Annotated in this window: 22 protein-coding genes; 21 read left to right on the top strand and 1 reads right to left on the bottom strand. The window is 40.3% G+C overall.

Features of this window, described 5'->3' with window-relative positions; genetic code table 11:
• Positions 1 to 248 precede the first annotated feature (248 nt).
• The 18 genes from ispE (at position 249) to J7E81_RS22680 (ending at position 17,121) form a co-directional block, all read left to right on the top strand.
• On the top strand, positions 249 to 1,118 hold the full coding sequence (ispE, locus tag J7E81_RS22595) for a 4-(cytidine 5'-diphospho)-2-C-methyl-D-erythritol kinase (RefSeq protein WP_215045783.1): 870 nt from the start codon (positions 249 to 251) through the stop codon (positions 1,116 to 1,118).
• 56 nt (positions 1,119 to 1,174) lie between these two features.
• The gene (purR, locus tag J7E81_RS22600; RefSeq protein ID WP_215045714.1) at positions 1,175 to 2,002 is read left to right on the top strand and encodes a pur operon repressor; all 828 of its coding nucleotides are present in this window, start codon (positions 1,175 to 1,177) and stop codon (positions 2,000 to 2,002) included.
• A 1-nt stretch (position 2,003) separates the two neighbouring features.
• Complete coding sequence (ridA, locus tag J7E81_RS22605) at positions 2,004 to 2,378, top strand: 2-iminobutanoate/2-iminopropanoate deaminase (protein ID WP_215045716.1); 375 nt, start codon at positions 2,004 to 2,006, stop codon at positions 2,376 to 2,378.
• A gap of 247 nt (positions 2,379 to 2,625) precedes the next feature.
• Positions 2,626 to 2,916 carry a septation regulator SpoVG gene (gene spoVG, locus J7E81_RS22610; RefSeq protein WP_003347151.1) on the top strand — a complete coding sequence of 97 codons (291 nt, stop codon included), beginning with the start codon at positions 2,626 to 2,628 and terminating at the stop codon, positions 2,914 to 2,916.
• 202 nt (positions 2,917 to 3,118) lie between these two features.
• Positions 3,119 to 4,492: a bifunctional UDP-N-acetylglucosamine diphosphorylase/glucosamine-1-phosphate N-acetyltransferase GlmU gene (gene glmU, locus J7E81_RS22615; RefSeq protein ID WP_215045718.1), complete on the top strand. Its 1,374-nt coding sequence runs from the start codon at positions 3,119 to 3,121 to the stop codon at positions 4,490 to 4,492.
• 24 nt (positions 4,493 to 4,516) lie between these two features.
• Positions 4,517 to 5,473: a ribose-phosphate diphosphokinase gene (locus tag J7E81_RS22620; protein ID WP_215045720.1), complete on the top strand. Its 957-nt coding sequence runs from the start codon at positions 4,517 to 4,519 to the stop codon at positions 5,471 to 5,473.
• A gap of 75 nt (positions 5,474 to 5,548) precedes the next feature.
• Entirely contained in the window at positions 5,549 to 6,187 is a 639-nt protein-coding gene (locus J7E81_RS22625; RefSeq protein ID WP_215045722.1) for a 50S ribosomal protein L25/general stress protein Ctc, read from the top strand.
• 131 nt (positions 6,188 to 6,318) lie between these two features.
• The gene (pth, locus tag J7E81_RS22630; protein ID WP_215045724.1) at positions 6,319 to 6,879 is read left to right on the top strand and encodes an aminoacyl-tRNA hydrolase; all 561 of its coding nucleotides are present in this window, start codon (positions 6,319 to 6,321) and stop codon (positions 6,877 to 6,879) included.
• Between the two features lie 131 nt (positions 6,880 to 7,010).
• The gene (gene fin / locus J7E81_RS22635; RefSeq protein WP_215045726.1) at positions 7,011 to 7,241 is read left to right on the top strand and encodes an anti-sigma-F factor Fin; all 231 of its coding nucleotides are present in this window, start codon (positions 7,011 to 7,013) and stop codon (positions 7,239 to 7,241) included.
• 191 nt (positions 7,242 to 7,432) lie between these two features.
• Positions 7,433 to 10,969: a transcription-repair coupling factor gene (mfd, locus tag J7E81_RS22640; RefSeq protein ID WP_215045728.1), complete on the top strand. Its 3,537-nt coding sequence runs from the start codon at positions 7,433 to 7,435 to the stop codon at positions 10,967 to 10,969.
• A gap of 205 nt (positions 10,970 to 11,174) precedes the next feature.
• Positions 11,175 to 11,711 (top strand): stage V sporulation protein T, encoded by a 537-nt coding sequence (gene spoVT / locus J7E81_RS22645; protein WP_098530257.1) that lies wholly within the window; start codon positions 11,175 to 11,177, stop codon positions 11,709 to 11,711.
• An 89-nt stretch (positions 11,712 to 11,800) separates the two neighbouring features.
• Positions 11,801 to 13,444 carry a putative polysaccharide biosynthesis protein gene (locus J7E81_RS22650; protein WP_215045730.1) on the top strand — a complete coding sequence of 548 codons (1,644 nt, stop codon included), beginning with the start codon at positions 11,801 to 11,803 and terminating at the stop codon, positions 13,442 to 13,444.
• A complete protein-coding gene (gene yabN, locus J7E81_RS22655) occupies positions 13,428 to 14,897 on the top strand; it encodes a bifunctional methyltransferase/pyrophosphohydrolase YabN (RefSeq protein ID WP_215045732.1) in 1,470 nt (489 codons plus the stop codon). Before J7E81_RS22650 ends, yabN begins: the two co-directional genes overlap by 17 nt.
• Positions 14,898 to 14,915: 18 nt before the next feature.
• Complete coding sequence (locus J7E81_RS22660; protein WP_215045734.1) at positions 14,916 to 15,188, top strand: RNA-binding S4 domain-containing protein; 273 nt, start codon at positions 14,916 to 14,918, stop codon at positions 15,186 to 15,188.
• 75 nt (positions 15,189 to 15,263) lie between these two features.
• The gene (yabP, locus tag J7E81_RS22665) at positions 15,264 to 15,566 is read left to right on the top strand and encodes a sporulation protein YabP (RefSeq protein WP_215045736.1); all 303 of its coding nucleotides are present in this window, start codon (positions 15,264 to 15,266) and stop codon (positions 15,564 to 15,566) included.
• Positions 15,563 to 16,195 carry a spore cortex biosynthesis protein YabQ gene (gene yabQ, locus J7E81_RS22670; RefSeq protein ID WP_215045738.1) on the top strand — a complete coding sequence of 211 codons (633 nt, stop codon included), beginning with the start codon at positions 15,563 to 15,565 and terminating at the stop codon, positions 16,193 to 16,195. The genes yabP and yabQ overlap by 4 nt, the downstream gene beginning before the upstream one ends.
• Positions 16,196 to 16,211: 16 nt before the next feature.
• Positions 16,212 to 16,595, top strand: coding sequence for an FtsB family cell division protein (locus J7E81_RS22675; RefSeq protein WP_215045740.1), 384 nt, complete (start codon positions 16,212 to 16,214; stop codon positions 16,593 to 16,595).
• A gap of 94 nt (positions 16,596 to 16,689) precedes the next feature.
• Positions 16,690 to 17,121: a S1 domain-containing RNA-binding protein gene (locus J7E81_RS22680; RefSeq protein WP_215045742.1), complete on the top strand. Its 432-nt coding sequence runs from the start codon at positions 16,690 to 16,692 to the stop codon at positions 17,119 to 17,121.
• Positions 17,122 to 17,153: 32 nt separating this feature from the next.
• Here the strand turns inward: J7E81_RS22680 and J7E81_RS22685 are convergent, their stop codons facing one another.
• Positions 17,154 to 17,414 carry a hypothetical protein gene (locus J7E81_RS22685; protein ID WP_215045744.1) on the bottom strand — a complete coding sequence of 87 codons (261 nt, stop codon included), beginning with the start codon at positions 17,412 to 17,414 and terminating at the stop codon, positions 17,154 to 17,156.
• 176 nt (positions 17,415 to 17,590) lie between these two features.
• Here J7E81_RS22685 and spoIIE point away from each other — a divergent pair, with 176 nt between their 5' ends.
• The 3 genes from spoIIE (at position 17,591) to J7E81_RS22700 (ending at position 21,882) form a co-directional block, all read left to right on the top strand.
• A complete protein-coding gene (gene spoIIE, locus J7E81_RS22690) occupies positions 17,591 to 20,065 on the top strand; it encodes a stage II sporulation protein E (RefSeq protein WP_215045745.1) in 2,475 nt (824 codons plus the stop codon).
• Positions 20,066 to 20,159: 94 nt separating this feature from the next.
• Positions 20,160 to 20,900, top strand: coding sequence for a VWA domain-containing protein (locus tag J7E81_RS22695; protein ID WP_215045747.1), 741 nt, complete (start codon positions 20,160 to 20,162; stop codon positions 20,898 to 20,900).
• Positions 20,869 to 21,882 carry a protein kinase domain-containing protein gene (locus J7E81_RS22700; RefSeq protein WP_215045749.1) on the top strand — a complete coding sequence of 338 codons (1,014 nt, stop codon included), beginning with the start codon at positions 20,869 to 20,871 and terminating at the stop codon, positions 21,880 to 21,882. The genes J7E81_RS22695 and J7E81_RS22700 overlap by 32 nt, the downstream gene beginning before the upstream one ends.
• Positions 21,883 to 22,124 lie beyond the last annotated feature (242 nt).

Consider the following 22,124-nt stretch of genomic DNA (forward strand, 5'->3'; position numbering starts at 1 on the left):
GGAACCGAAAGGGCCTCTTTTGCACTGGCCTTTTTCTTTTTTTGGCTGCGGCTTTTTTACTTTTGTCGAAAAAGTGGCTTTTTTCGACGAAAAACGACTGATATAATTATAAAATTGGGTAGATATCTTATATCTGACGTCTTACATTTATCTTTTTGTGGTAAAATAGGACAAAATGTGGATTTTTGGAATCGTATGCAAAAGCACCCCTTGGGTGCTAAGTGGATAAAACAAAAGTAGGTGACGTAGTGAAGCTTTTAGTCAAAGCACCGGCTAAAATCAATTTAGCATTAGATGTTTTACATAAACGCCCAGATGGCTATCATGAAGTTGAAATGATCATGACCACGATTGATTTAGCCGACCGGGTTGAACTAACCCTATTAGAACAGGACAAAATACATATTCTTTCCCATAATCGCTATGTACCGGATGATCAGCGAAATCTAGCCTATCAAGCAGCCCAGCTGTTAAAGGATCGTTTTGGCGTTAAAAAGGGTGTACTCATTTCAATCGAGAAAACAATTCCCGTGGCAGCCGGCTTAGCAGGAGGCAGCAGTGATGCTGCAGCCACGCTAAGGGGCCTGAATAAACTATGGGACCTTGGTTTAAGTTTGGATGAATTAGCAGCGCTCGGCAGCGAAATTGGCTCGGACGTTTCTTTCTGTGTCTATGGAGGTACAGCCTTGGCAAAGGGCAGAGGTGAAATCATTACGGAGCTTCCACCGCCGCCAACATGCTGGGTTATTTTAGCAAAACCCTTTATTGGGGTTTCGACAGCCGAGGTTTATCGCCGGCTTGATCTGAATGGAACCAAACATCCGGATATCTATGGAATGATCCAGGCAATTAAAGAACATGATTACCAGCGAGTCTGTGATAATGTCGGAAACGTTCTTGAAGGGGTCACTTTGAGTCTTTACCCAGAAGTTGCCCAAATCAAAGAACAAATGAAGCGTTTTGGGGCAGATGCGGTGTTAATGAGCGGAAGCGGACCGACCGTATTTGGAATTGTACAGCATGATTCAAGAATGCATCGAATCTATAATGGCTTAAGGGGCTTTTGTGACCAAGTTTTTGCAGTCCGCATGCTGGGAGAACGCCACTCACTTGATTAAAGACGTACAATAATGATATTCTTTAAATAGAATATTCGGGTTCTGGGAGGGTAGTTATGAAATTTCGCCGTAGTGAACGTTTGATTGATATGACCAATTATTTATTAGACCATCCTCGCCAGCTTGTGCCGCTCACTTTTTTTGCTGATCGATACGCATCCGCAAAGTCCTCGATTAGTGAAGACCTGGCAATTGTCAAAGAGACTTTTGAACAACGAGGAATTGGCACCTTACAAACCGTGCCGGGGGCGGCCGGTGGTGTGAAATTTTTTGTAAAAGTAAGCCAGGAAAAAGCAGAACCATTTGTAAATGAACTTTGTCAGTTAATCGCCAATTCCGAACGGCTATTACCAGGCGGTTATTTATATTTAACCGATATCTTGGGGGATCCGCAAATTGTTCAGAAAGCTGGACGAATTATTGCTTCCGCCTATGCGAACACAAAAATTGATGTGGTCATGACCGTAGCCACAAAAGGAATTCCTTTAGCATATGCTGTTGCCAGTCAATTAAATGTGCCGGTAGTCATTGTTCGAAGAGATAGTAAAGTGACGGAAGGTCCGACGGTTAGTATTAATTATGTATCTGGATCGGCTAAGAGGATTCAAACGATGGTACTCTCTAAAAGGAGTATGAGACAGGATTCCCGTGTCCTTATTGTAGATGATTTTATGAAGGCAGGCGGAACGGTAATGGGAATGATCAGTATGCTTGAGGAGTTTAATTCTCAGCTCGCTGGTATTGCTGTTCTAGTGGAAGATGAGAAAATCCAGGAACGGTTAGTGGATGAATATTTATCGCTGGTACAACTAGCCGATGTGGATGTAAAAGAAAAAAGGATAAGTGTTCAAGCAGGTAATTATTTTAATATATGGAGGGATTAACATGAAAGTTGTTCAAACCATTCAAGCACCAGCAGCCATTGGTCCTTATTCTCAAGGGATAGTGGTCAATAATTTATTCTATAGTTCGGGACAAATCCCATTAACTGCAGAAGGGGTTATGGTAACCGGAGATGTAAAGGAACAAACCCATCAAGTATTTAAAAATTTACAGGCAGTATTAGCTGAAGCAGGAGCATCGCTTGAAACGGTAGTAAAGGCAACTGTTTTTATTAAAAACATGGATGAGTTTGCTGATGTCAATGAGGTCTATGGCGAATATTTCTCCACTCATAAACCTGCCCGTTCTTGTGTAGAGGTAGCAAGGCTGCCAAAAGATGCATTAGTTGAAATTGAAGTAATCGCGCTCGTGAAGTAATTCGGGCGCTTTTTTATTTTAATTTGAAAATGTTTCCGCTTCATTCTTGTCCTAGGCTAAAACAGGAAATTCCGCATTTCTATTCGACGCTTTTCTACTGTACACGTGTTGAAAACGCTATTTTTTACAAATGTTCACGATTCCGCCCTAATTTTTCAAAAAAATTTTAAAATTCGAGAAGGATAATAGAATTAATTGTTGAATTTATTTAACTAGCATTTTATATAACAAAAAAGGGTGTGAGCACATGGAAGTAACTGACGTAAGATTACGCCGGGTTAATACGGATGGAAGAATGAGAGCGATTGCATCAATCACATTGGACAATGAATTTGTTGTTCACGACATTCGTGTTATTGACGGAAACAACGGTTTATTTGTAGCTATGCCAAGTAAACGTACTCCAGATGGAGAATTTCGTGACATTGCGCATCCAATCAATTCAGGAACACGCGGTAAAATCCAAGAAGCTGTTTTGGCGGAGTATCACCGTTTAGGTGAATTGGAAGTAGAATTTGAAGAAGCCGGAGCTTCCTAAAGATTTTAACAACTAGGGCCTTTCTTCTATGTAAGGCTCTTTTTATATTTTTTACCCCAAAACAATCTCCTCGACACATTTTCTTTTATCTAAAATTCTACATATTATGACAAAATTAGACACTTTCCCTTCATTCCTTGAAAAGCGAGCCCATTTACGTTAATATTTTTAATGGATAAAAAGGTAAATTGGAGGACTGTCCATGTCTAATCGTTATGCTGTGATTTTAGCTGCAGGGCAAGGAACGCGGATGAAATCTAAGCTTTATAAAGTTTTACACCCAGTGTGCGGTAAACCTATGGTACAACATGTAGTTGATCAAATAACGAAGCTTACTATTAAAGAGATAGTTACTATTATTGGCCATGGAGCTGAAATGGTCCAAACGCAATTAGGTGATCAAAGTCTCTATGCATTGCAAAAAGAACAGCTGGGTACTGCTCATGCCGTGATGCAGGCTCAAGATAGCTTAATGGGAAAAGAAGGCATAACTATAGTGGTGTGCGGTGACACTCCTTTAATTAAAGCTGAAACGATGGAATCTCTCTTTAACCATCATGAAAAGTTAAAGGCAAAAGCGACAATCCTTACAGCCAAAATAGATAACCCAACAGGTTATGGTCGAATTATCCGTAACCAAGAGGGCCTAGTCGAAAAGATCGTAGAGCATAAAGATGCTACAGAAGAAGAACGGAAAATCAATGAAATAAATACAGGTACGTATTGTTTTGACAACCAGGCATTGTTTGAAGCATTAAAAAAGGTATCCAATGACAATGTGCAAGGGGAATACTATTTACCAGATGTAATTGAGATTCTGAAGAAACAAGGGGAAGTAGTTACAGCTTACCAGACAGGTGAATTCGAAGAAACCCTCGGTGTAAATGACCGGGTTGCCTTAGCAGAGGCTGAACGGATTATGCGTTCCCGGATTAATGAATCCCATATGCGCAATGGGGTAACCATTATTGATCCTGCAAATACTTACATAGAAGCAGATGTTGAGATTGGGCAAGATACTGTTATCTATCCAGGAACAATGATCAAGGGGCAAGCTAAAATTGGTACGGAATGTATAATTGGTCCTAACACAGAAATTGATACATGTGAAATTGGTAATGAAACAGTAATCCGTCAATCTGCCGCTTTTAACAGTTCAATTGGATCTCATGTAAACATTGGCCCATTTGCCCACATTCGCCCTGAATCCACTATCCTAGATGAGGTGAAAATCGGCAACTTTGTTGAGATTAAAAAGGCGGTCTTTGGTAAGGGAAGTAAGGCGTCACATCTTAGCTATATTGGTGATGCAGAGGTGGGCAGCGATGTAAACATTGGCTGCGGATCCATCACGGTTAACTACGATGGGAAAAATAAATTCTTAACAAAAATTGAAGATGGAGTCTTTATTGGCTGCAATTCAAATTTAGTTGCTCCGGTAACCATTAAAAAGGGATCATATGTAGCTGCAGGTTCAACGATCACAAAGAATGTGCCTGAGGAAGCTTTAGCGATTGCTCGTGCAAAACAGGTTAACAAAGAAGGTTACGTTCAGAAACTTAATCTTAAGAAATAAAGCTATTACAATTGGAGGGCAATCATGTCAAATCAATATTTAGATCCAAACTTAAAGGTATTTAGTTTAAATTCAAATCTGCCGCTGGCAAGTGAAATTGCAAAATTTATTGGTGTAGAGCTTGGAAAATGCTCTGTAACGAGATTTAGTGATGGTGAAATTCAAATTAATATTGAAGAAAGTATCCGTGGCTGTGATGTGTATGTTATTCAATCAACTAGCTCGCCAGTGAACGAAAATATCATGGAAGTACTAATCATGATTGATGCCTTAAAAAGAGCTTCAGCCAAAACCATCAACATCGTTATGCCTTATTACGGGTATGCTCGTCAAGACCGTAAAGCACGTGCCCGTGAGCCAATTACCGCTAAATTAGTGGCAAACCTGCTCGAAACGGCTGGGGCAACCCGGGTTATCTGTCTTGACCTGCATGCACCGCAAATTCAAGGCTTCTTTGAAATCCCAACTGATCATCTAATGGGTGTACCTATTTTAGCGGATTATTTTAAAAGCCGCCAATTTAATGGTGACGTGGTGATCGTTTCCCCAGACCATGGCGGTGTAACAAGAGCACGTAAAATGGCAGAACGTTTAAAAGCTCCAATTGCAATTATCGATAAACGCCGTCCAAGACCAAATGTTGCAGAGGTTATGAATATTGTCGGTAATATCGAAGGAAAGATTGCCATCTTAATCGACGATATCATTGATACAGCTGGTACGATTACCCTTGCTGCAAATGCCTTAGTGGAAAATGGGGCAAAAGAAGTTTATGCCTGCTGTACACACCCTGTATTGTCAGGGCCTGCAATTGAAAGAATTCAAAACTCAAAAATAAAAGAATTAGTGATCACCAATTCAATTGAGCTTCCTGAAGAGAAAAACATTGAAAAAATTGTTCATCTTTCTGTGGCTCCATTACTGGGTGAAGCGATTATCCGCGTTCACGAAGAACAGTCAGTAAGTACACTATTTGATTGATAATAATGTTTAGACCATCCTATTTTGGGGCATTTCTATATAGAAAGTGTTAAAAATAGGAGGGTATCTAATCATATGAGTACGGTTTTACAAGCAAAGGAACGAACGGAACTCCGGCATTCGGCATTAAAGCAGCTTCGTAGTAATGGAAATATTCCTGCAATCGTATATGGTGCGAAAGTCGAAAGCAAACCAGTGTTTGTAAGTTCGGCTGATTTAACCAAAACAATCCGAACAGTCGGCAGAAACGGGATCATCTCCCTTGATATTGATGGAAACAAGCACGATGTCATCTTATCTGATTATCAGGAAGATTCCTTTAAAAAAGAAATCCTCCATGTTGATTTCTTAGCGGTAGACAAGTCCTCAAAAATTAATGTGCAAGTGAGACTAGCGCTAGTAGGGGAAGCAATTGGTGTAAAAGATGGCGGTGTCCTGCAGCAGTCCATTCACGAGTTATCGATTACATCCACTCCGGATAATATCCCACAGGCAATAGAAGTGGATATTACAAACCTTCAAGTTGGCGAGACAGTAGTGGTTGGGGATATTCCTGAAATCGGCGGCTTTACTATTAATCATGAAGATGAGGAAGTCGTTGCATCCATATTGCCTCCAAGACAGGAAGAGGAAATTAACTCTGGTGAACAACAGCAAGGGGGTCACCCTGATCAAGAAGAGGGAAGAGAGACCACTCCAGCCGGTGAAGAATAAATACGAGACGTAACCTATTTAAGGTTACGTCTTTTAACGCATAATTATGGAAATCATGTTATTATGGGAGAATGGCGATGTTTCAAAAAATTTATAAAAGGATGACTAAACCGGAAGAGGTGGGAACACAGATGAAATTAATCGTAGGTTTAGGTAACCCTGGGAAGCAATACGATCAGACAAGACATAATATTGGCTTTGAGGTAATCGATGCCCTTTCCGACCAATTCTCAATTCCGTTAAATCAGTCGAAATTTAAGGGGATGTATGGAATTGGCCTTCATAACGGGGAAAAGGTATTACTATTAAAACCATTAACCTATATGAACTTATCAGGGGAATCAATTAGAGCCGTAATGGATTATTATCAAATAGAGTTAGAGGATTTAGTACTCATTTATGATGACCTTGATTTGCCTGTTGGCAAAATAAGACTACGCCAAAAAGGAAGTCCAGGAGGGCATAACGGAATCAAGTCTACAGTTGCCCATTTAGGGACACAAGAGTTTAATCGAATTCGGATTGGCATTGACCGGCCAACTCCAGGGATGAGCGTACCAGATTATGTCCTTGGACGTTTTCGTGCGGAGGAAAGACCTTTAACTCAAGATGCCGTGAAGAGAAGTGCAGAGGCCTGTGCCGCCTGGCTGCAGAAACCATTTTTGCAGGTTATGAATGAATATAATCAATAATCGTTCATGATACAAGTCTTTCATTCATACATTGAAGAAAAACATCTGTTTTTCTCTGTTTAATCTAGTGAATAACTTCCACCTGCCAGGTTAATACTAGTAGTGGAATCCTAGATTAGGGAGGGACAGGCATGGCCATCCATTATCATTGCCGTCATTGTGGTACAAAACTTGGTTCAATTGAACAAACATCGATTCATGCAGAAACACTCGGCCTTCATAAATTAACGGATCAAGAAAGACAGGAAATGATATCATATGAACCGACCGGTGATATTCATATCACGGCCATATGCGAAGATTGTCAGGAAGCATTAGAACGAAACCCTGATTATCATCAATATGATTTCCTTATTCATTGATATAGTTGTAAAAAACTCTACTTAGATAATAGTCTAGCTTAGCGCCTTTCGCGGCTAGTATGCGCCGCTGACCGGGCGCTTCCGCTATTCTGCCCAGCTTTGGAAGCTCTCCAAAGCGTTTTTCTGTTTAAAAATTTACTCATATAAATATTGTTTTAATATAATTATTTTTTAGGAAGGGAGGAGAAACCTTGAATGGTTTAAAATCAATATTTTTAAAGCAGGAAGATGTTCACTCCATTATCGCCGGGATTGAAGAAGGATTAAAAGAACAACTGGTTGCAGGTCTTTCAGGATCATCACGTACAGTCCTAACTGCGTCCGTTTATGAAAAGATGAACAGGCCGATCATGCTTGTTACCCATAATCTACTACAGGCTCAAAAACTTTATGATGATCTTGTCAATCTATTAAGTGAAAAGGAAGTCTTTCTTTTTCCAGCGAATGAATTGATAGCCGCCGAGCTCAGCGTTGCCAGTCCGGAATTAAAAGCTCAGCGAATTGATGCCCTTAACTATTGGAGCAGACAAAATAAAGGGGTTTTAATTGTTCCAATTGCGGGGCTGAAAAAGATTGTTCCTCCTAAATCGCTATGGCAGCAATACCAGCTGTCGTTAAAGCTAGGAGAAGACATTGATATCGAAAAGTTGTTAAACACCTTTGTTAAAATGGGGTATGTCCGCTCTGAAATGGTAACAACTCCAGGGGAATTTAGTGTAAGGGGCGGAATTATTGATATTTATCCTCTTACGGAAGCTGACCCACTGCGGATTGAACTATTTGATACAGAAATTGATTCCATCCGTTATTTCTCCCTTGATGATCAGCGGTCTAAAGAAAAGATTCAAGAGGTGTTAATTGGACCAGCAAGCGAAATCATTCTTGAAGCCGAAAACTATAGCCGAATGATTGGGAAGCTTGAAGAAGGATTAGCTTTGTCATTACGGAAACTAAAAGATGATAAAGCAAAGATGCAGCTTAGTCAAAACCTCAGCTATGAGCTTGAACAGTTGAAGAACGGCCAAAAGCCAGATCAAGTCTATAAATATTTATCCTTAGCCTACGAGCGGCCTGCTAGTTTACTAGACTATCTGCCAAGTAATGGACTTGTGTTTGTAGATGAAATTAGCAGAGTTCAAGAGATGAATGATTCCCTTGTAAAAGAAGAAGCAGAGTGGTATACAGGGTTACTTTCTGAAGGGAAGATTATTCATGACCTGCATATTTCCCATGACTTACAGGCCATGCTGCAGCGAAAAGAATTTCCGCTTCTCTATATGTCATTATTTTTGCGCCATGTAGCCAATACAAGCCCGCAAAATATAATTAATATTACTTGTAAACAAATGCAAAATTTCCATGGGCAAATGCATGTTTTAAAAGCAGAAATTGACAGGTGGAAAAAAGGGAATTATTGCATTCTATTTTTAGGTCCGGATGAAGACCGGGTAAAAAAATTAGAACGGGTTCTAGAGGACTATGAAATAAGTGCGAGCATGATAAAAGGTGACCAGCCGCTCGTAGCAGGTAAAGTCCAGATCATGCAAGGAAATCTCCATGCAGGATTCGAACTCTCGATTCAAAAAATTGCTGTCATCACCGAGGAAGAATTATTTAATAAACGCGTTAAAAAATCAACCAGCCGGCAGAAATTATCAAATGCCGAACGGATAAAAAGTTACTCCGAGTTAAAAATTGGTGACTATGTTGTTCATGTTAATCATGGAATCGGCAAATATTTAGGAATTGAAACACTCGTTATTAACGGTATTCATAAAGATTACCTGCATATTCGCTATCAAGGATCAGATAAGCTTTACGTACCAGTGGAACAAATTGATCTGGTTCAAAAATATGTGGGATCAGAAGGAAAAGAGCCAAAGGTTTATAAACTTGGCGGCACTGACTGGAAAAAGGTTAAGAAGAAAGTTGAATCATCTGTACAAGATATCGCTGATGACTTGATTAAGCTATATGCCGAGCGGGAAGCGGCAGTTGGTTATGCCTTTTCACCCGATGGCGACCTGCAGCGTGAATTTGAAACTTCTTTTGCCTATCAAGAAACAGAAGATCAGCTGCGCTCGATTCATGAAATTAAAAAGGACATGGAAAGACCTCGCCCGATGGACCGTCTCCTTTGTGGTGACGTCGGTTATGGTAAAACAGAAGTGGCCATCCGTGCTGCATTTAAATCAATTGCAGATGGAAAACAAGTAGCCTTTCTGGTGCCAACAACGATTTTGGCACAGCAGCACTTTGAGACACTTAGGGAGCGTTTTCAGGATTATCCGATTAATATCGGCTTATTAAGCCGGTTCCGTACAAAAAAACAGCAGACAGAAACGATTAAGGGCTTAAAAGCAGGTACTGTTGATATTGTTGTCGGCACTCATCGTCTGCTATCAAAGGATATTATCTATCGCGATTTAGGCCTATTGATTGTCGATGAAGAACAGAGATTTGGTGTTACACATAAAGAAAAGATCAAGAAGTTGAAGACAAATGTAGATGTGTTAACCTTAACCGCTACACCAATACCAAGGACACTTCATATGTCCATGCTTGGCGTGCGTGATTTATCGGTTATCGAAACACCACCGGAAAATCGTTTTCCAGTCCAAACATATGTTATGGAGTACAATGGTTCATTGGTAAGAGAAGCGATTGAACGTGAGCTTGCCAGGGACGGACAAGTATTCTTTTTATATAACCGAGTCGAAGATATTGAACGTAAGGCTGAAGAAATTTCCATGCTTGTACCAGATGCCCGCGTAACGTTTGCACATGGACAAATGACGGAAAATGAACTGGAATCCGTTATGATTGGTTTCTTAGCAGGGGAATTTGATGTGCTCGTGAGCACAACGATTATCGAAACGGGTGTTGATATTCCGAATGTAAATACGTTAATTGTGTTCGATGCAGATCGAATGGGCCTTTCCACGCTTTATCAGCTGCGCGGCCGGGTTGGCAGATCCAACCGTGTTGCGTATGCCTATTTTACGTACAGAAAAGATAAGGTCTTAACGGAAGTGGCAGAAAAGCGTCTTCAAGCGATTAAGGAATTTACGGAGTTAGGGTCCGGATTTAAAATTGCGATGCGGGACTTATCGATTCGCGGTGCAGGAAACCTATTAGGTGCCCAGCAGCATGGATTTATTGATTCCGTAGGATTTGACCTTTATTCTCAAATGCTCAAGGAAGCAATTGAAGAGCGGAAGGGCGACCTTGGCGGCGAAGTGAAAAAATCCGTTGAAATTGATCTGGAAATCGATGCTTATATCCCAGATACGTATATTAAAGATGGACATCAGAAGATTGAGATGTATAAACGGTTTAGAGGGGCCGATAGTCTTGAGGAGATCGAAGAGCTTCAAACGGAAATTCGTGATCGCTTTGGCGAATATCCGGTAGAAGTCGATTATCTATTCCAAATTGCTGAAATCAAGGTTTATGCTCTGTTAAACGGGGTTGAGCAAATTAAACAAGTGAAACAAGAAGTCACCATCTTGGTTAATGAGCAGATTACCGGCAATATTGATGGAAGTAAAATATTCCATATAGGCAGCCAGTTTGGCAGAAATATTATTCCTGGGATGGAAGGCTCTAAGTTAAAAATCATGATTAAGACGAAAGAGTACGAAACAGCAGAGTGGCTTCATGCTGTTCAGGAAATGGTCAAAGGAATACCATTGGCGAAAAGGGGCCAAGGAAATCCTGTGAATTAATGGTAATTTGGCATCTCATTTGAACTCGACTAGTCCGATTTACCTACTATTTATATCCATAAATGTGATATTTCTCTTATATGTGAAAAAATATTAGGTTTGTGAATAGAACTTTCCAGATGAAAGATACTAATTTCAAAGCTGGTGATGATTAACATCATTGCCAAGTTAGTAAAATCATCAGATGAAAGTGAGGCAACATTGGATGAAAGCAACTGGAATTGTTCGTCGAATCGATGATTTGGGTCGTGTTGTTATTCCTAAAGAAATACGCAGAACTTTGCGTATCCGCGAAGGGGATCCGTTAGAGATTTTTGTTGATCGAGACGGAGAAGTCATTTTAAAAAAATATTCACCAATCAGCGAGCTTAGCGATTTTGCCAAAGAATATGCAGAAGCCCTATTTGATAGCCTCGGTAATCCTGTTTTAATTTGTGATAGAGATACGTATATTGCAGTAGCTGGTGGTTCGAAAAAGGATTATTTAAATAAGAACATCAGTGAGTTAGTCGAAAAAACGATGGAAGAACGAAATTCCGTTCTACATACACAGCAAGGTGAAATGGCATTAATAGAAGGAAATAACGAAACCGTCTCATCGTACACCATTGGTCCTATCATTGCAAACGGAGACCCAATAGGTGGAGTGATTATCTTTTCTAAAGAAGGTACTCTTGGTGAAGTAGAGCAAAAAGCAGTCGAAACTGCAGCAGGGTTCCTCGCACGACAAATGGAGTCTTAATAGAGGACTTATAATTTATAAAAAAGACAGCATCTGCTGTCTTTTTTATATGCTATAATACCTTGGAGTTTTAATAAGCGGGTGAGAAAATGCAAAAGTCGATAAAACAATCAAAAGCCGTCTTCAAAGGGGCCTTTATTTTAACCATTGCGGCGATTGTTACAAAAATCCTAAGTGCCTTTTACCGAATTCCTTTTCAAAATATTGTTGGGGATGTCGGTTTTTACATATATCAGCAAGTATACCCGTTTTATGGCATGGCCGTGGTTCTGTCCACCACTGGTTTTCCAGTGGTGATCTCTAAGCTTTATGCAGAGCAGAAGGAAAAGGGAGACGTTGTACGATCTCGTTTGCTTCTGTTTGCCTCGTACCTCTTTTTACAAGTTTTTGGAATCATTTGTTTTTTAATTCTCTTTCTAGGGGCTGAGGAAATTGCCGATGGGATGAACGATTCACATTTAACGATTTTACTAAAAATCGTCGCCATTGTGTTTTTAACCTTTCCCATCAGCTCTCTGTTAAGAGGATATTACCAGGCAGTCGGCGATATGGTTCCAACAGCTTTATCACAAGTCGGAGAACAATCAATCCGAGTGCTGACGATTATCCTTTTGTCCTCGATTTTTATGAACAAAGGTCTGTCATTGTATTTAGTCGGAGGCGGGGCGATGTTTGGCTCCATCACCGGAAGTATCCTTTCCGCTATCATTCTGTTTATGTTTTTAAGGATTCGTAAAGAATGGAAAATAATACAGCCTGTTAAAGGGATGTTTCAAAAGTATAAAAAGGAAATAGGCGCTATTTGGAAGGCGCTCTTTTTCCAAGGATTGATGATTTGTATCAGTGGAATGCTGATGATCTTCACCCAATTGGCGGATTCCCTTAATCTTTATTCCTTGCTTGTTGCGAATGGAATGGAAACAGAATTAGCCAAAAGTGTTAAAGGGGTCTTTGACCGGGGTCAGCCATTAATCCAATTAGGAACCGTTGCCGCGACCTCCATGTCACTCACCCTTGTACCGCTGATCACGAGAGCACGTTTAACCTCTAAGCGGGAGGAATTGCATAAACATATTCAATTAGCGTTAAAGGTTAGTATTGTTGTTGGTGTCGGAGCTTCAGCAGGCCTTTGGGCCATTATCGAGCCTACTAACATGATGCTGTTTGAAAATAAGTCAGGATCATCTGTTTTGGGTATACTTAGTTTTGTGATTTTTTTTACATCGATTATCTCAACGATCATTGCCATCATGCAGGGGATGGGAAAGGTATGGTATCCAGCCTTTGCTGTGGTCATGGTGTTTCCAGTAAAATATCTATTAAATGTTCTGTTCATTCCGATAGCAGGAATCAAGGGAGCGGCAGTTTCCTCGCTTATTTCATTAGCAATCGTTACACTAATCTTAATGGGTGGATTTAGAAAAATAACTACTGGAAGAATATTCGTAAATGGATACTTAAGAACGGTTCTGACAGCAACGATCAGTATGGTCTTGTTTTTAAAAGGTTATTTATACATAACAGATTACTTCTTTGCTTATTTTGAAGTGGAACGGCTGGGCGCCGCCGTCCAATCAATAAGCGCAGTAATAATCGGTGGTTTTCTGTTTTTGCTGATGATTATTCGCGGCGGGACTTTTTGTGAAGAAGAACTGGCATTATTTCCGCTTGGCAGCAAATTCATTCATTTATTAGCACGAAAGGATAGGAGTGAACATGGTGAAAGAAATTGAAATACTAGGATTGGGTGCTGGCGACTTAGAACAGCTGCCTGTTGGGGTATATAGAAAAATATTAAAGGCAAACCGTCTTTTCTTACGGACAAAGGAGCATCCAGTTGTCTCTAGCCTTGAAAAAGAAGGTCTAACCTATGTTTCATTTGATGCAGTCTATGAAAAGCATGATCAGTTTGAAGCCGTATATGAAGAAATTGTTCAAACCTTGCTGCAGGAGGCAATAACTGATTCGGTTATTTACGCCGTTCCCGGGCATCCACTGGTTGCAGAGCGCACGGTTCAGCTTCTTCTAGAATATGGCCCCGAAAAAGGGATTCAAATAACTATTGGCGGTGGACAGAGCTTTTTAGATGCCATTTTTGCTTCATTAAAGATTGACCCGGTCGAAGGGTTTCAACTGCTTGATGGTACAGCGCTCTTGGCCAGCCAGCTGCAGCTGGAGCAGCATATGTTTATCAGCCAGGTGTATGATCAATTTATCGCATCAGAGGTTAAACTTACCCTAATGGAAAAGCTGCCGGATGACTATGAGGTTTATATTGTGACAGCTGCCGGAAGCAGTCAGGAATCGATTGAAAAAGTTGCCTTGTATGAGCTGGACCGAAAAGTAACAGTTAACAATTTAACCTCTGTCTATGTTCCTCCTGTTAAGGATGAACATATATTGTTGAAAAATTTTGCAAAGCTTCGTGAGATTATTGCGATCTTAAGGAGTCCTGAAGGATGTCCTTGGGATAAGGAACAGACGCATGAATCGTTAAAGAGGTACTTAATTGAAGAAACCTATGAAGTCATCGAGGCGATTAATAGTGATGATATTGATCATTTAGTCGAGGAATTGGGGGATGTACTGCTTCAAGTCATGCTTCATGCCCAAATAGGCGAGGATGATGGATATTTTTCTATTGATGATATTATCGAGGTGCTGTCAGAGAAAATGATTCGCAGGCATCCGCATGTGTTTGGAAATAGAAAGGCAGATACTGCGGAACAAGTGGTTCAGAACTGGCAGGAGATCAAGCAGCAGGAAAAAGGAAGTCAGCAGCCTGCCTCCCTATTAGAGGGTGTTTCATTGGCACAGCCAAACTTGCTTCGTGCCTATGAACTGCAAAAGAAAGCAGCAAAGGTTGGCTTTGATTGGAAGGAAATTCAACCAGCGCTCGAGAAAGTAAAAGAAGAGCTCGATGAGTTTGTGAATGAGCTTGATGGAACAGAAGAAGGCCTTCTCCTAGCTAAAAAGGAATTCGGTGACCTGCTGTTTGCTTTTGTGAATGTGGCGAGATTTTTAAGCATTCATCCGGAAGAGGCCTTATTTGAAACAAATGAAAAGTTTATCCGAAGGTTTCGGTATGTGGAAGAAAAGGTAAAGAATAGTGGTCGGTCATTTGAAGAGCATACACTTGAACAGCTCGATCTATATTGGGATGAAGCGAAGGAAAAAGGTTTATAAAAGAGGGGGGAAGTGCAAATGCGCTTAGATAAGTTTTTAAAGGTTTCAAGAATCATAAAGAGAAGAACTTTGGCAAAGGAAGTTTCGGATCAAGGCAGAATTGAAATTAATGGTAAAGAGGCAAAGGCCAGCTCTACGGTTAAAGTAGGTGATGAATTAACCATTCGCCTTGGACAGCGGAAGATGACTGCCCGAATTGATCGAATTCAAGAAACATCGCGTAAGGAAGAAGCGGCTGAAATGTATACGATTTTACAGGAAGAGAAACTGGGCTCTCAAGACCCTTTTTAGGTAACGGTTCTAATTTAACTTTCCCTCACATAAAAATGTACAAAAGGGTTGTACAAATGATTGTGAGGGATGAAGATGAGTCAATATTATGATAGCAATCCACCAAAAAGCACTGTTCCTGACCATGATGTCATTATGAGAGGAAGAAAGCTGCTTGATATTACGGGAGTAAAACAAGTAGAAAGCTTTGATAATGAGGAATTCTTATTAGAAACAGTAATGGGGTTTTTAGCGATCAAGGGACAAAACCTGCAAATGAAGAATCTGGATGTCGAAAAAGGGATTGTCTCCATTAAAGGAAAAATCTTTGACTTAGTTTATCTGGATGAACAGCATGGGGAGAAAGCTAAAGGCTTCTTTAGCAAGTTATTCAAATGACCCTTTCAACGCAATTTCTTACCATGCTCTCCATGATTGGCATGGGGTCATTGTTTGGCGCCATGTTTGATACGTATCAACGGTTTTTAAATCGTCCAAAACAAAAAGCTTGGATCGTCTTCATAAATGATGTTTTATTTTGGGTTATTCAAGCTTTAATTATTTTCTATACCTTATTCATAGTAAATAGCGGTGAATTGCGTTTTTACATCTTTATTGCACTGCTATGCGGATATGCCGCCTACCAGGCATTGTTAAAAGGTATTTATCTTCATCTCTTAGAGATGGGGATTCAATCAGTGATCGCCATTTATAAATTTATAACCAAAATGACTCAAATGCTGATTTATAAACCTGTTGTTGGTCTTATTCAGCTATTGATTATGATCATTCTCGCACTTGGCAGGGGACTAATCACCCTTGTCAAATTTATTTATAAGGTTTTACTATTGATACTGAAAATAATTGTGTTTCCAATGCAAAAAATATTGCTGTTATTTTGGAAACTTTTGCCGAAGGGTATTAAAAAAACCGTCGAGAAGTTATATAATAAAACGGCAGGAAATTTAAAGGAAATCATGAATTATATTAATAAATGGCGAGATAAATGGAAAAAGAAAAAAGAGTAAGGAGGTTTTAGGGGAAATGGGAGCGGATTTAAACAGAAATGTATCTAAAATTCAGACAACCTATGTGGAGAAACAAGAATACGCCGAGATTGCCTCAAGCAGAAAAAGAAGATTAGTGCTAAGACGTTTATCGGTGTTTTTTGTTTTTGCTAGCCTGCTAACCTATTTGATGATTTCAAATCACATTTCCCAAACCGCTAAACTCGAAGCTAAACTGGCGCAAAAGAAAAAGCTTGATCATCAGCTTGCAGATTTGAAAAAACAGGAATCGATCCTTAAAGAAAATATTGTAAAATTAAACGATGATGATTATATAGGAAAGTTAGCGAGGAAAGAGTATTTTTTCTCAAAAAAGGATGAAGTTATCTTTAATATCCCTGATGACAGTAAAGAAAATTGACCTGCTGTGCGAGTTATTGACACTGATTTTTTGGTTTCTGTATAATATATAAAAAGTTTGATTTTTTGAAAATTTAAGGAGGAACATTCTTTTTATGTCAATTGAAGTAGGCAGCAAGTTACAAGGAAAGGTAACAGGGATAACCAATTTCGGAGCGTTTGTGGAGCTGCCGGATGGCTCAACAGGACTTGTACACATCAGTGAGGTTGCGGACAATTATGTAAAAGATATTAACGACCATTTAAAGGTTGGCGACCAAGTTGAGGTTAAAGTCCTTAATGTTGAGAAAGATGGAAAAATCGGCTTATCGATTAAAAAGGCAAAGGATCGGCCAGAGCCTGAAAAAAAGCAATATTCACATTCGCAACGCCCTCGTCAAAACCGTTCAAACGATCGTAATAACAATAAAGGGGAAACCTTTGAGTCTAAAATGGCCAAATTCCTAAAAGACAGTGAGGATCGTTTAACTTCCTTAAAGCGCCATACGGAATCCAAGCGTGGAGGAAGAGGAGCTAGACGGGGTTAACTTGCTGCACACTTAATGGGATAAGGCAGGTTTCACTTAATAGATAAAAGACAAGTCAACGGCGGCTTGTCTTTTTTGTTTGCACTAAAGGAAGGTATCCCAAATGGTTTAGGGATACCTTCTTTTTTATACATTAAACTAGTCTGTTGATTTCCGCTCCAGGCGCGAGCGGTTCGCGGGCGGTACGGGGAGCCTCCTCGTCGCTTCGCTCCTGCGGGGTCTCCCCTGCCCCGTACTCCCGCAGGAGTCTTCGCGCCTTCCGCTCCAATCAACAGGTGTGCAAATTTATTCATCAACCACCCTTTAGGTCGGCCTCCTTTTCTACTTTAAACGACATAAATATATTATTTGAATGATTATAGTGAAAACCGTCGAACGATTATTTGAACTTGTTCACTATTTTGACAAACTTTTAAATCTATTAATTTTATAATAGTTTGCAACGATGAAAGATTAGGGAGTGTGATTTATGGAAAAGACTAACGTAAGTTTCATAGAACCAGTCGGGGAAGTCAACCTTCATTCATCTAAATGGGATTTGGGAAAAGGATTACGGAAAGGTCAATTAATGCTTGAGTCCTTTTTTATTAAAAAGGGTTATCTATTAGTATTAGTAGGATTCTTACTTGGACGGGCTTTGATTTTAGCAAAGTTAACACCATTCTGCCTGCCTTTTTTCGCCTCAGTTTATTTAATCAAACGAGACCGGGCACCGCTTGCCCTAATCGGATTGATTGTTGGGGCCTCTACTATTTCCTTAGGAAATGCTGCCTTTACCTTTGCTGTGACTGTTCTATTTTTAACCATCTATCGGATTAGCGAAAAGTGGCTGACGAATGAGGTACGATCCCTGCCATTTTTTGTCGGAATAATCCTAGGCGCAGGAAAGTTAATTGAGTCCTTTATTCTATCAAGACAATTAACTCTCTATGATTTGATGATGGTAGGGGTTCAGGCAAGCCTGGCCTTTATCTTGACACTCATTTTTCTGCAAAGTATTCCACTATTAACTCTAAATAAACGGAGACAGCTGTTAAAAACGGAAGAGATTGTTTGTTTAATTATCATGCTTGCCTCGATTATGTCAGGGACCATCGGCTGGAAGGTTTATGATATGTCGATCGAACATATCATGTCGAGATATTTGGTATTGGTCTTCTCCTTCATTGCCGGGGCCACAGTCGGTTCCACGGTCGGAGTAGTGACTGGGCTGATTTTTAGTCTTGCAAGCGTATCCAGCTTCTATCATATGAGTCTGCTAGCCTTTTCGGGGGTGCTTGGCGGTTTATTAAAAGAAGGTAAAAAAATTGGAGTTTCTATCGGTTTGTTTATTGCCACCTTACTGATTGGCATGTACGGGGAAGGCGGGGGATCGATTCTCCAAACGGTTTTGGAGACTTTATCTGCCATTCTCCTCTTTCTCTTAACGCCACAAGCGCTAACATCAAGACTAGCAAAATATATACCGGGAACACCGGAGCATACGGCAGAACAGCAAAAATACATGCGAAAAATGCGTGATGTTACAGCACAAAGAGTATCCCAATTTTCGGGTGTCTTCCATGCACTCTCTAAAAGCTTCTCACAAATGGAAGTGATGCAGGAGGACGAGGAAGAAAACCGTGAAATGGATTATTTCATGAGCAATGTAACGGAACGGACTTGCCAGACCTGTTTTAAAAAGGAACAATGTTGGGCAAAGAACTTTAATACAACCTATGCATCAATGGAAGAAATTATTCATGAAATGGATCAAAATGATGGCACTGTTTCACCAAGGATGGCAAGGGAATGGGATAAAATTTGTTCCCGTCCGAAAAAGGTATACGAAACCATTGGGCAGCAGTTAACCTTCTATCAAGCTAATTTAAAATTAAAGAAGCAAGTGCGGGAAAGCCGTAAGCTCGTTGCAGAGCAATTATTGGGTGTTTCTGAAGTCATGGATAACTTTGCAAAAGAAATCCAGCGTGAAAGAGAGAATCATTATAAACAAGAAGAACAAATTATGGAGGCAATCCAGGATTTTGGGATTCAAATTGAACAGGTCGAAATTTACAGCCTCGAACCAAGCAACGTCGATATTGAGATGACCGTACCATTTTGTAATGGTCACGGGGAATGCGACAAATTAATAGCGCCGATGCTGTCAGATATTCTCGGGGAAACGATAATTGTAAACAAGGAGGAATGCGGTCGCCTCCCTCATGAATTATGTAATGTAAACTTCCGCTCATCGAAGGCCTATACCGTAGATACAGGTGTAGCCCATGCGGCCAAAGATGGCGGCTTAGTATCAGGAGACAGCTATTCGACGATTGAGCTCGGATTAGGTAAATTCGCCATCGCCATAAGTGATGGGATGGGGAATGGAGAAAGAGCTCATTATGAAAGCAGTGAGACACTTCAGCTGCTGCAAAAAATATTGCAATCAGGAATAGAAGAGAAGGTTGCGATTAAGTCGGTAAACAGCATCCTATCACTTCGGACGACGGATGAGATTTTTTCTACATTAGATTTAGCGATGATTGACTTGAAAGATGCATCTGCACGGTTCCTTAAAATAGGCTCGACACCAAGTTTTATAAAAAGAGGAAATAAAGTCATTAAAATTCAAGCTAGTAATTTACCAATGGGAATTCTTCAAGAGTTTGAAGTAGATGTTGTCAGTGAACAATTAAAAGCAGGAGATCTGCTCATTATGATGAGTGATGGGGTATTTGAAGGACCTAAGCATGTAGAGAATTATGATTTATGGATGAAACGAAAGGTACAAGAATTGGAGACGGACGACCCGCAAGAGGTTGCCGATTTAATCATGGAGGAGGTTATTCGCTCTAGATCTGGTTTGATTGATGATGACATGACGGTGACGGTTGCCAAAATTAAACACAACACACCAAAGTGGGCCTCCATCCCCATTCAAAAAGTAAAGCGACATGCCTAACTAGTTAATTTATCCATCCTTCCAATAATTTATGTATAAATCAACCAGATCCCGTCGAAAATGGTAGCAATACTATTTCTGGAGGGAGAAGGTTATGTACACAGGGAAGATTCGGCAAATTTTACTGATAACAGATGGGTGCTCAAACCAAGGGGATGACCCGATTGCGATGGCAGCTCTTGCAAATGAACAAGGGATTACAGTAAATGTCATTGGTGTCATGGAACATGACGTGATTGATGAAAAAGGAATCACCGAAATTGAAGGGATGGCCATGTCAGGCGGTGGAGTCAGTCAAATTGTTTATGCGGAAAGACTTTCCCAAACAGTCCAAATGGTTACTCGTAAAGCAATGAATCAAACCATTCAAGGTGTCGTAAACCGCCAGCTTCAGGAAATATTGGGAGGCTCACAAACAATGGAGGACCTGCCGCCTGAAAAGCGCGGCGAAGTAATGGAGGTTGTCGACGAATTAGGGGAAACTGTCGAATTAGAGGTGTTGATTCTTGTCGATACAAGCGCAAGTATGAAACACAAGCTCCCAACCGTAAAAGAGGCACTCCTTGACCTTTCTCTAAGCTTAAACGCCAGAACGGGTGATAATCTATTTTCTGTGTATGTATTTCCCGGGAAAAAGAATGATGTCGAAAAATTGCTCGATTGGACACCGAAACTACAAGTTTTGACAAGTGTCTTTTCTCAGCTGTCGACTGGTGGGATTACGCCAACTGGACCGGCATTAAAAATGGCCTTATCTGCTTTCACAGAAAAAAAACAATCATTAAGGAGCCTGCTGTCTCGTGATGATGAATCATACTTTGAAGAATCAATGTAAGGCTAGCCCAGGGACAATCATTACAGGCAAATGGCATGCGAAAAAATATACGATTATTAAGGAACTAGGATTTGGTGCAAATGGGGTGGTTTATCTCGCCAAGCATAATGACACACAGGTCGCTTTAAAAATGAGTGATAATGGTATGTCAATCACCTCAGAGGTTAATGTTTTAAAATCCTTTGCAAAGGTCCAGGGACACTCCCTCGGACCTTGTTTGCTTGATGTTGATGATTGGCATGGGAATAACAGCCGTATTTCCTTTTATGTGATGGAATATATTCAGGGACCGGATTTCCTATCCTTTTTGCAAACGAAAGGAACATCCTGGACGAGTGTTTTATTTTTACAGCTGCTGAATGATTTAGAACAGCTGCACCAAAATGGCTGGGTATTTGGGGATTTGAAACCGGAGAATTTAATCGTGACGGGGCCTCCTCCAAAAATCAGATGTATTGATGTGGGCGGCACGACCATTCAGGGCAGGGCAATTAAAGAATTCACTGAGTTTTATGATCGAGGCTATTGGGGGTTAGGCTCCAGAAAGGCTGAGCCCTCCTACGACTTATTTGCGGTTGCCATGATCATGATTAATACAGCCTATCCGAAACGATTTACGAAAACAACAGGTGGACTTCAGCAGCTCAAGAATGCGATTCGACAAAAACAAGAATTAATAAAATTTGAACCCGTAATTTTAAAGGCACTCCAAGGGAAATACATTCAAGCTAAACAAATGCGGGCAGATTTATTAAATTTAATGACTGAGAATAAGAACTCCTCCACACAAACAAAACCTCAGGTAAACAAACCTGATCCTTTTCAGGCGAAGCAAGCGGGCGGGAAAGATACGCAATCTGTTCCACTTTCAAGACAGAGCTACAGGCGAAAAAAGAAAAAAAGCGGCTGGATGGAATTTTTATTTATCTCAATTGTTCTAGGTGTGTTATATGCTTGGTATACTTTTAATAATTTACCGTAATAAATTGAAACCAATTTTACTTTCATCCGTATAAAGAGAAAAGCAAATTTTCACCGCCTTTATTTTTGATAGTTCCTAATCAAAAGTGGTAAGCTAAAAAGAAAAGCGGAAGCGCACGGTTAGCGGCGTATGGATTGGATCCGCTCCGAATGAGATAAAGGAAACACGGAGAGCGTAAGCGATCCGATGTTGACTTATCGTAAGGAGGAGAGGGCCAATACACTAGCCGCTGTGCGCTGAAG

The organism is Bacillus sp. ISL-18 (genome assembly GCF_018613415.1).
GTDB lineage: Bacteria > Bacillota > Bacilli > Bacillales > Cytobacillaceae > Neobacillus.

What these genes read in the sequence shown, in the direction of transcription:
- purR (WP_215045714.1), top strand. Translation starts at nt 1,175, where the DNA reads ATGAAATTTCGCCGTAGTGAACGTTTGATTGATATGACCAATTATTTA.
- ridA (WP_215045716.1), top strand. Translation starts at nt 2,004, where the DNA reads ATGAAAGTTGTTCAAACCATTCAAGCACCAGCAGCCATTGGTCCTTAT.
- spoVG (WP_003347151.1), top strand. Translation starts at nt 2,626, where the DNA reads ATGGAAGTAACTGACGTAAGATTACGCCGGGTTAATACGGATGGAAGA.
- glmU (WP_215045718.1), top strand. Translation starts at nt 3,119, where the DNA reads ATGTCTAATCGTTATGCTGTGATTTTAGCTGCAGGGCAAGGAACGCGG.
- J7E81_RS22620 (WP_215045720.1), top strand. Translation starts at nt 4,517, where the DNA reads ATGTCAAATCAATATTTAGATCCAAACTTAAAGGTATTTAGTTTAAAT.
- J7E81_RS22625 (WP_215045722.1), top strand. Translation starts at nt 5,549, where the DNA reads ATGAGTACGGTTTTACAAGCAAAGGAACGAACGGAACTCCGGCATTCG.
- pth (WP_215045724.1), top strand. Translation starts at nt 6,319, where the DNA reads ATGAAATTAATCGTAGGTTTAGGTAACCCTGGGAAGCAATACGATCAG.
- fin (WP_215045726.1), top strand. Translation starts at nt 7,011, where the DNA reads ATGGCCATCCATTATCATTGCCGTCATTGTGGTACAAAACTTGGTTCA.
- spoVT (WP_098530257.1), top strand. Translation starts at nt 11,175, where the DNA reads ATGAAAGCAACTGGAATTGTTCGTCGAATCGATGATTTGGGTCGTGTT.
- J7E81_RS22650 (WP_215045730.1), top strand. Translation starts at nt 11,801, where the DNA reads ATGCAAAAGTCGATAAAACAATCAAAAGCCGTCTTCAAAGGGGCCTTT.
- yabN (WP_215045732.1), top strand. Translation starts at nt 13,428, where the DNA reads ATGGTGAAAGAAATTGAAATACTAGGATTGGGTGCTGGCGACTTAGAA.
- J7E81_RS22660 (WP_215045734.1), top strand. Translation starts at nt 14,916, where the DNA reads ATGCGCTTAGATAAGTTTTTAAAGGTTTCAAGAATCATAAAGAGAAGA.
- yabP (WP_215045736.1), top strand. Translation starts at nt 15,264, where the DNA reads ATGAGTCAATATTATGATAGCAATCCACCAAAAAGCACTGTTCCTGAC.
- yabQ (WP_215045738.1), top strand. Translation starts at nt 15,563, where the DNA reads ATGACCCTTTCAACGCAATTTCTTACCATGCTCTCCATGATTGGCATG.
- J7E81_RS22675 (WP_215045740.1), top strand. Translation starts at nt 16,212, where the DNA reads ATGGGAGCGGATTTAAACAGAAATGTATCTAAAATTCAGACAACCTAT.
- J7E81_RS22680 (WP_215045742.1), top strand. Translation starts at nt 16,690, where the DNA reads ATGTCAATTGAAGTAGGCAGCAAGTTACAAGGAAAGGTAACAGGGATA.
- J7E81_RS22685 (WP_215045744.1), bottom strand. Translation starts at nt 17,414, where the DNA reads ATGAATAAATTTGCACACCTGTTGATTGGAGCGGAAGGCGCGAAGACT.
- spoIIE (WP_215045745.1), top strand. Translation starts at nt 17,591, where the DNA reads ATGGAAAAGACTAACGTAAGTTTCATAGAACCAGTCGGGGAAGTCAAC.
- J7E81_RS22695 (WP_215045747.1), top strand. Translation starts at nt 20,160, where the DNA reads ATGTACACAGGGAAGATTCGGCAAATTTTACTGATAACAGATGGGTGC.
- J7E81_RS22700 (WP_215045749.1), top strand. Translation starts at nt 20,869, where the DNA reads ATGATGAATCATACTTTGAAGAATCAATGTAAGGCTAGCCCAGGGACA.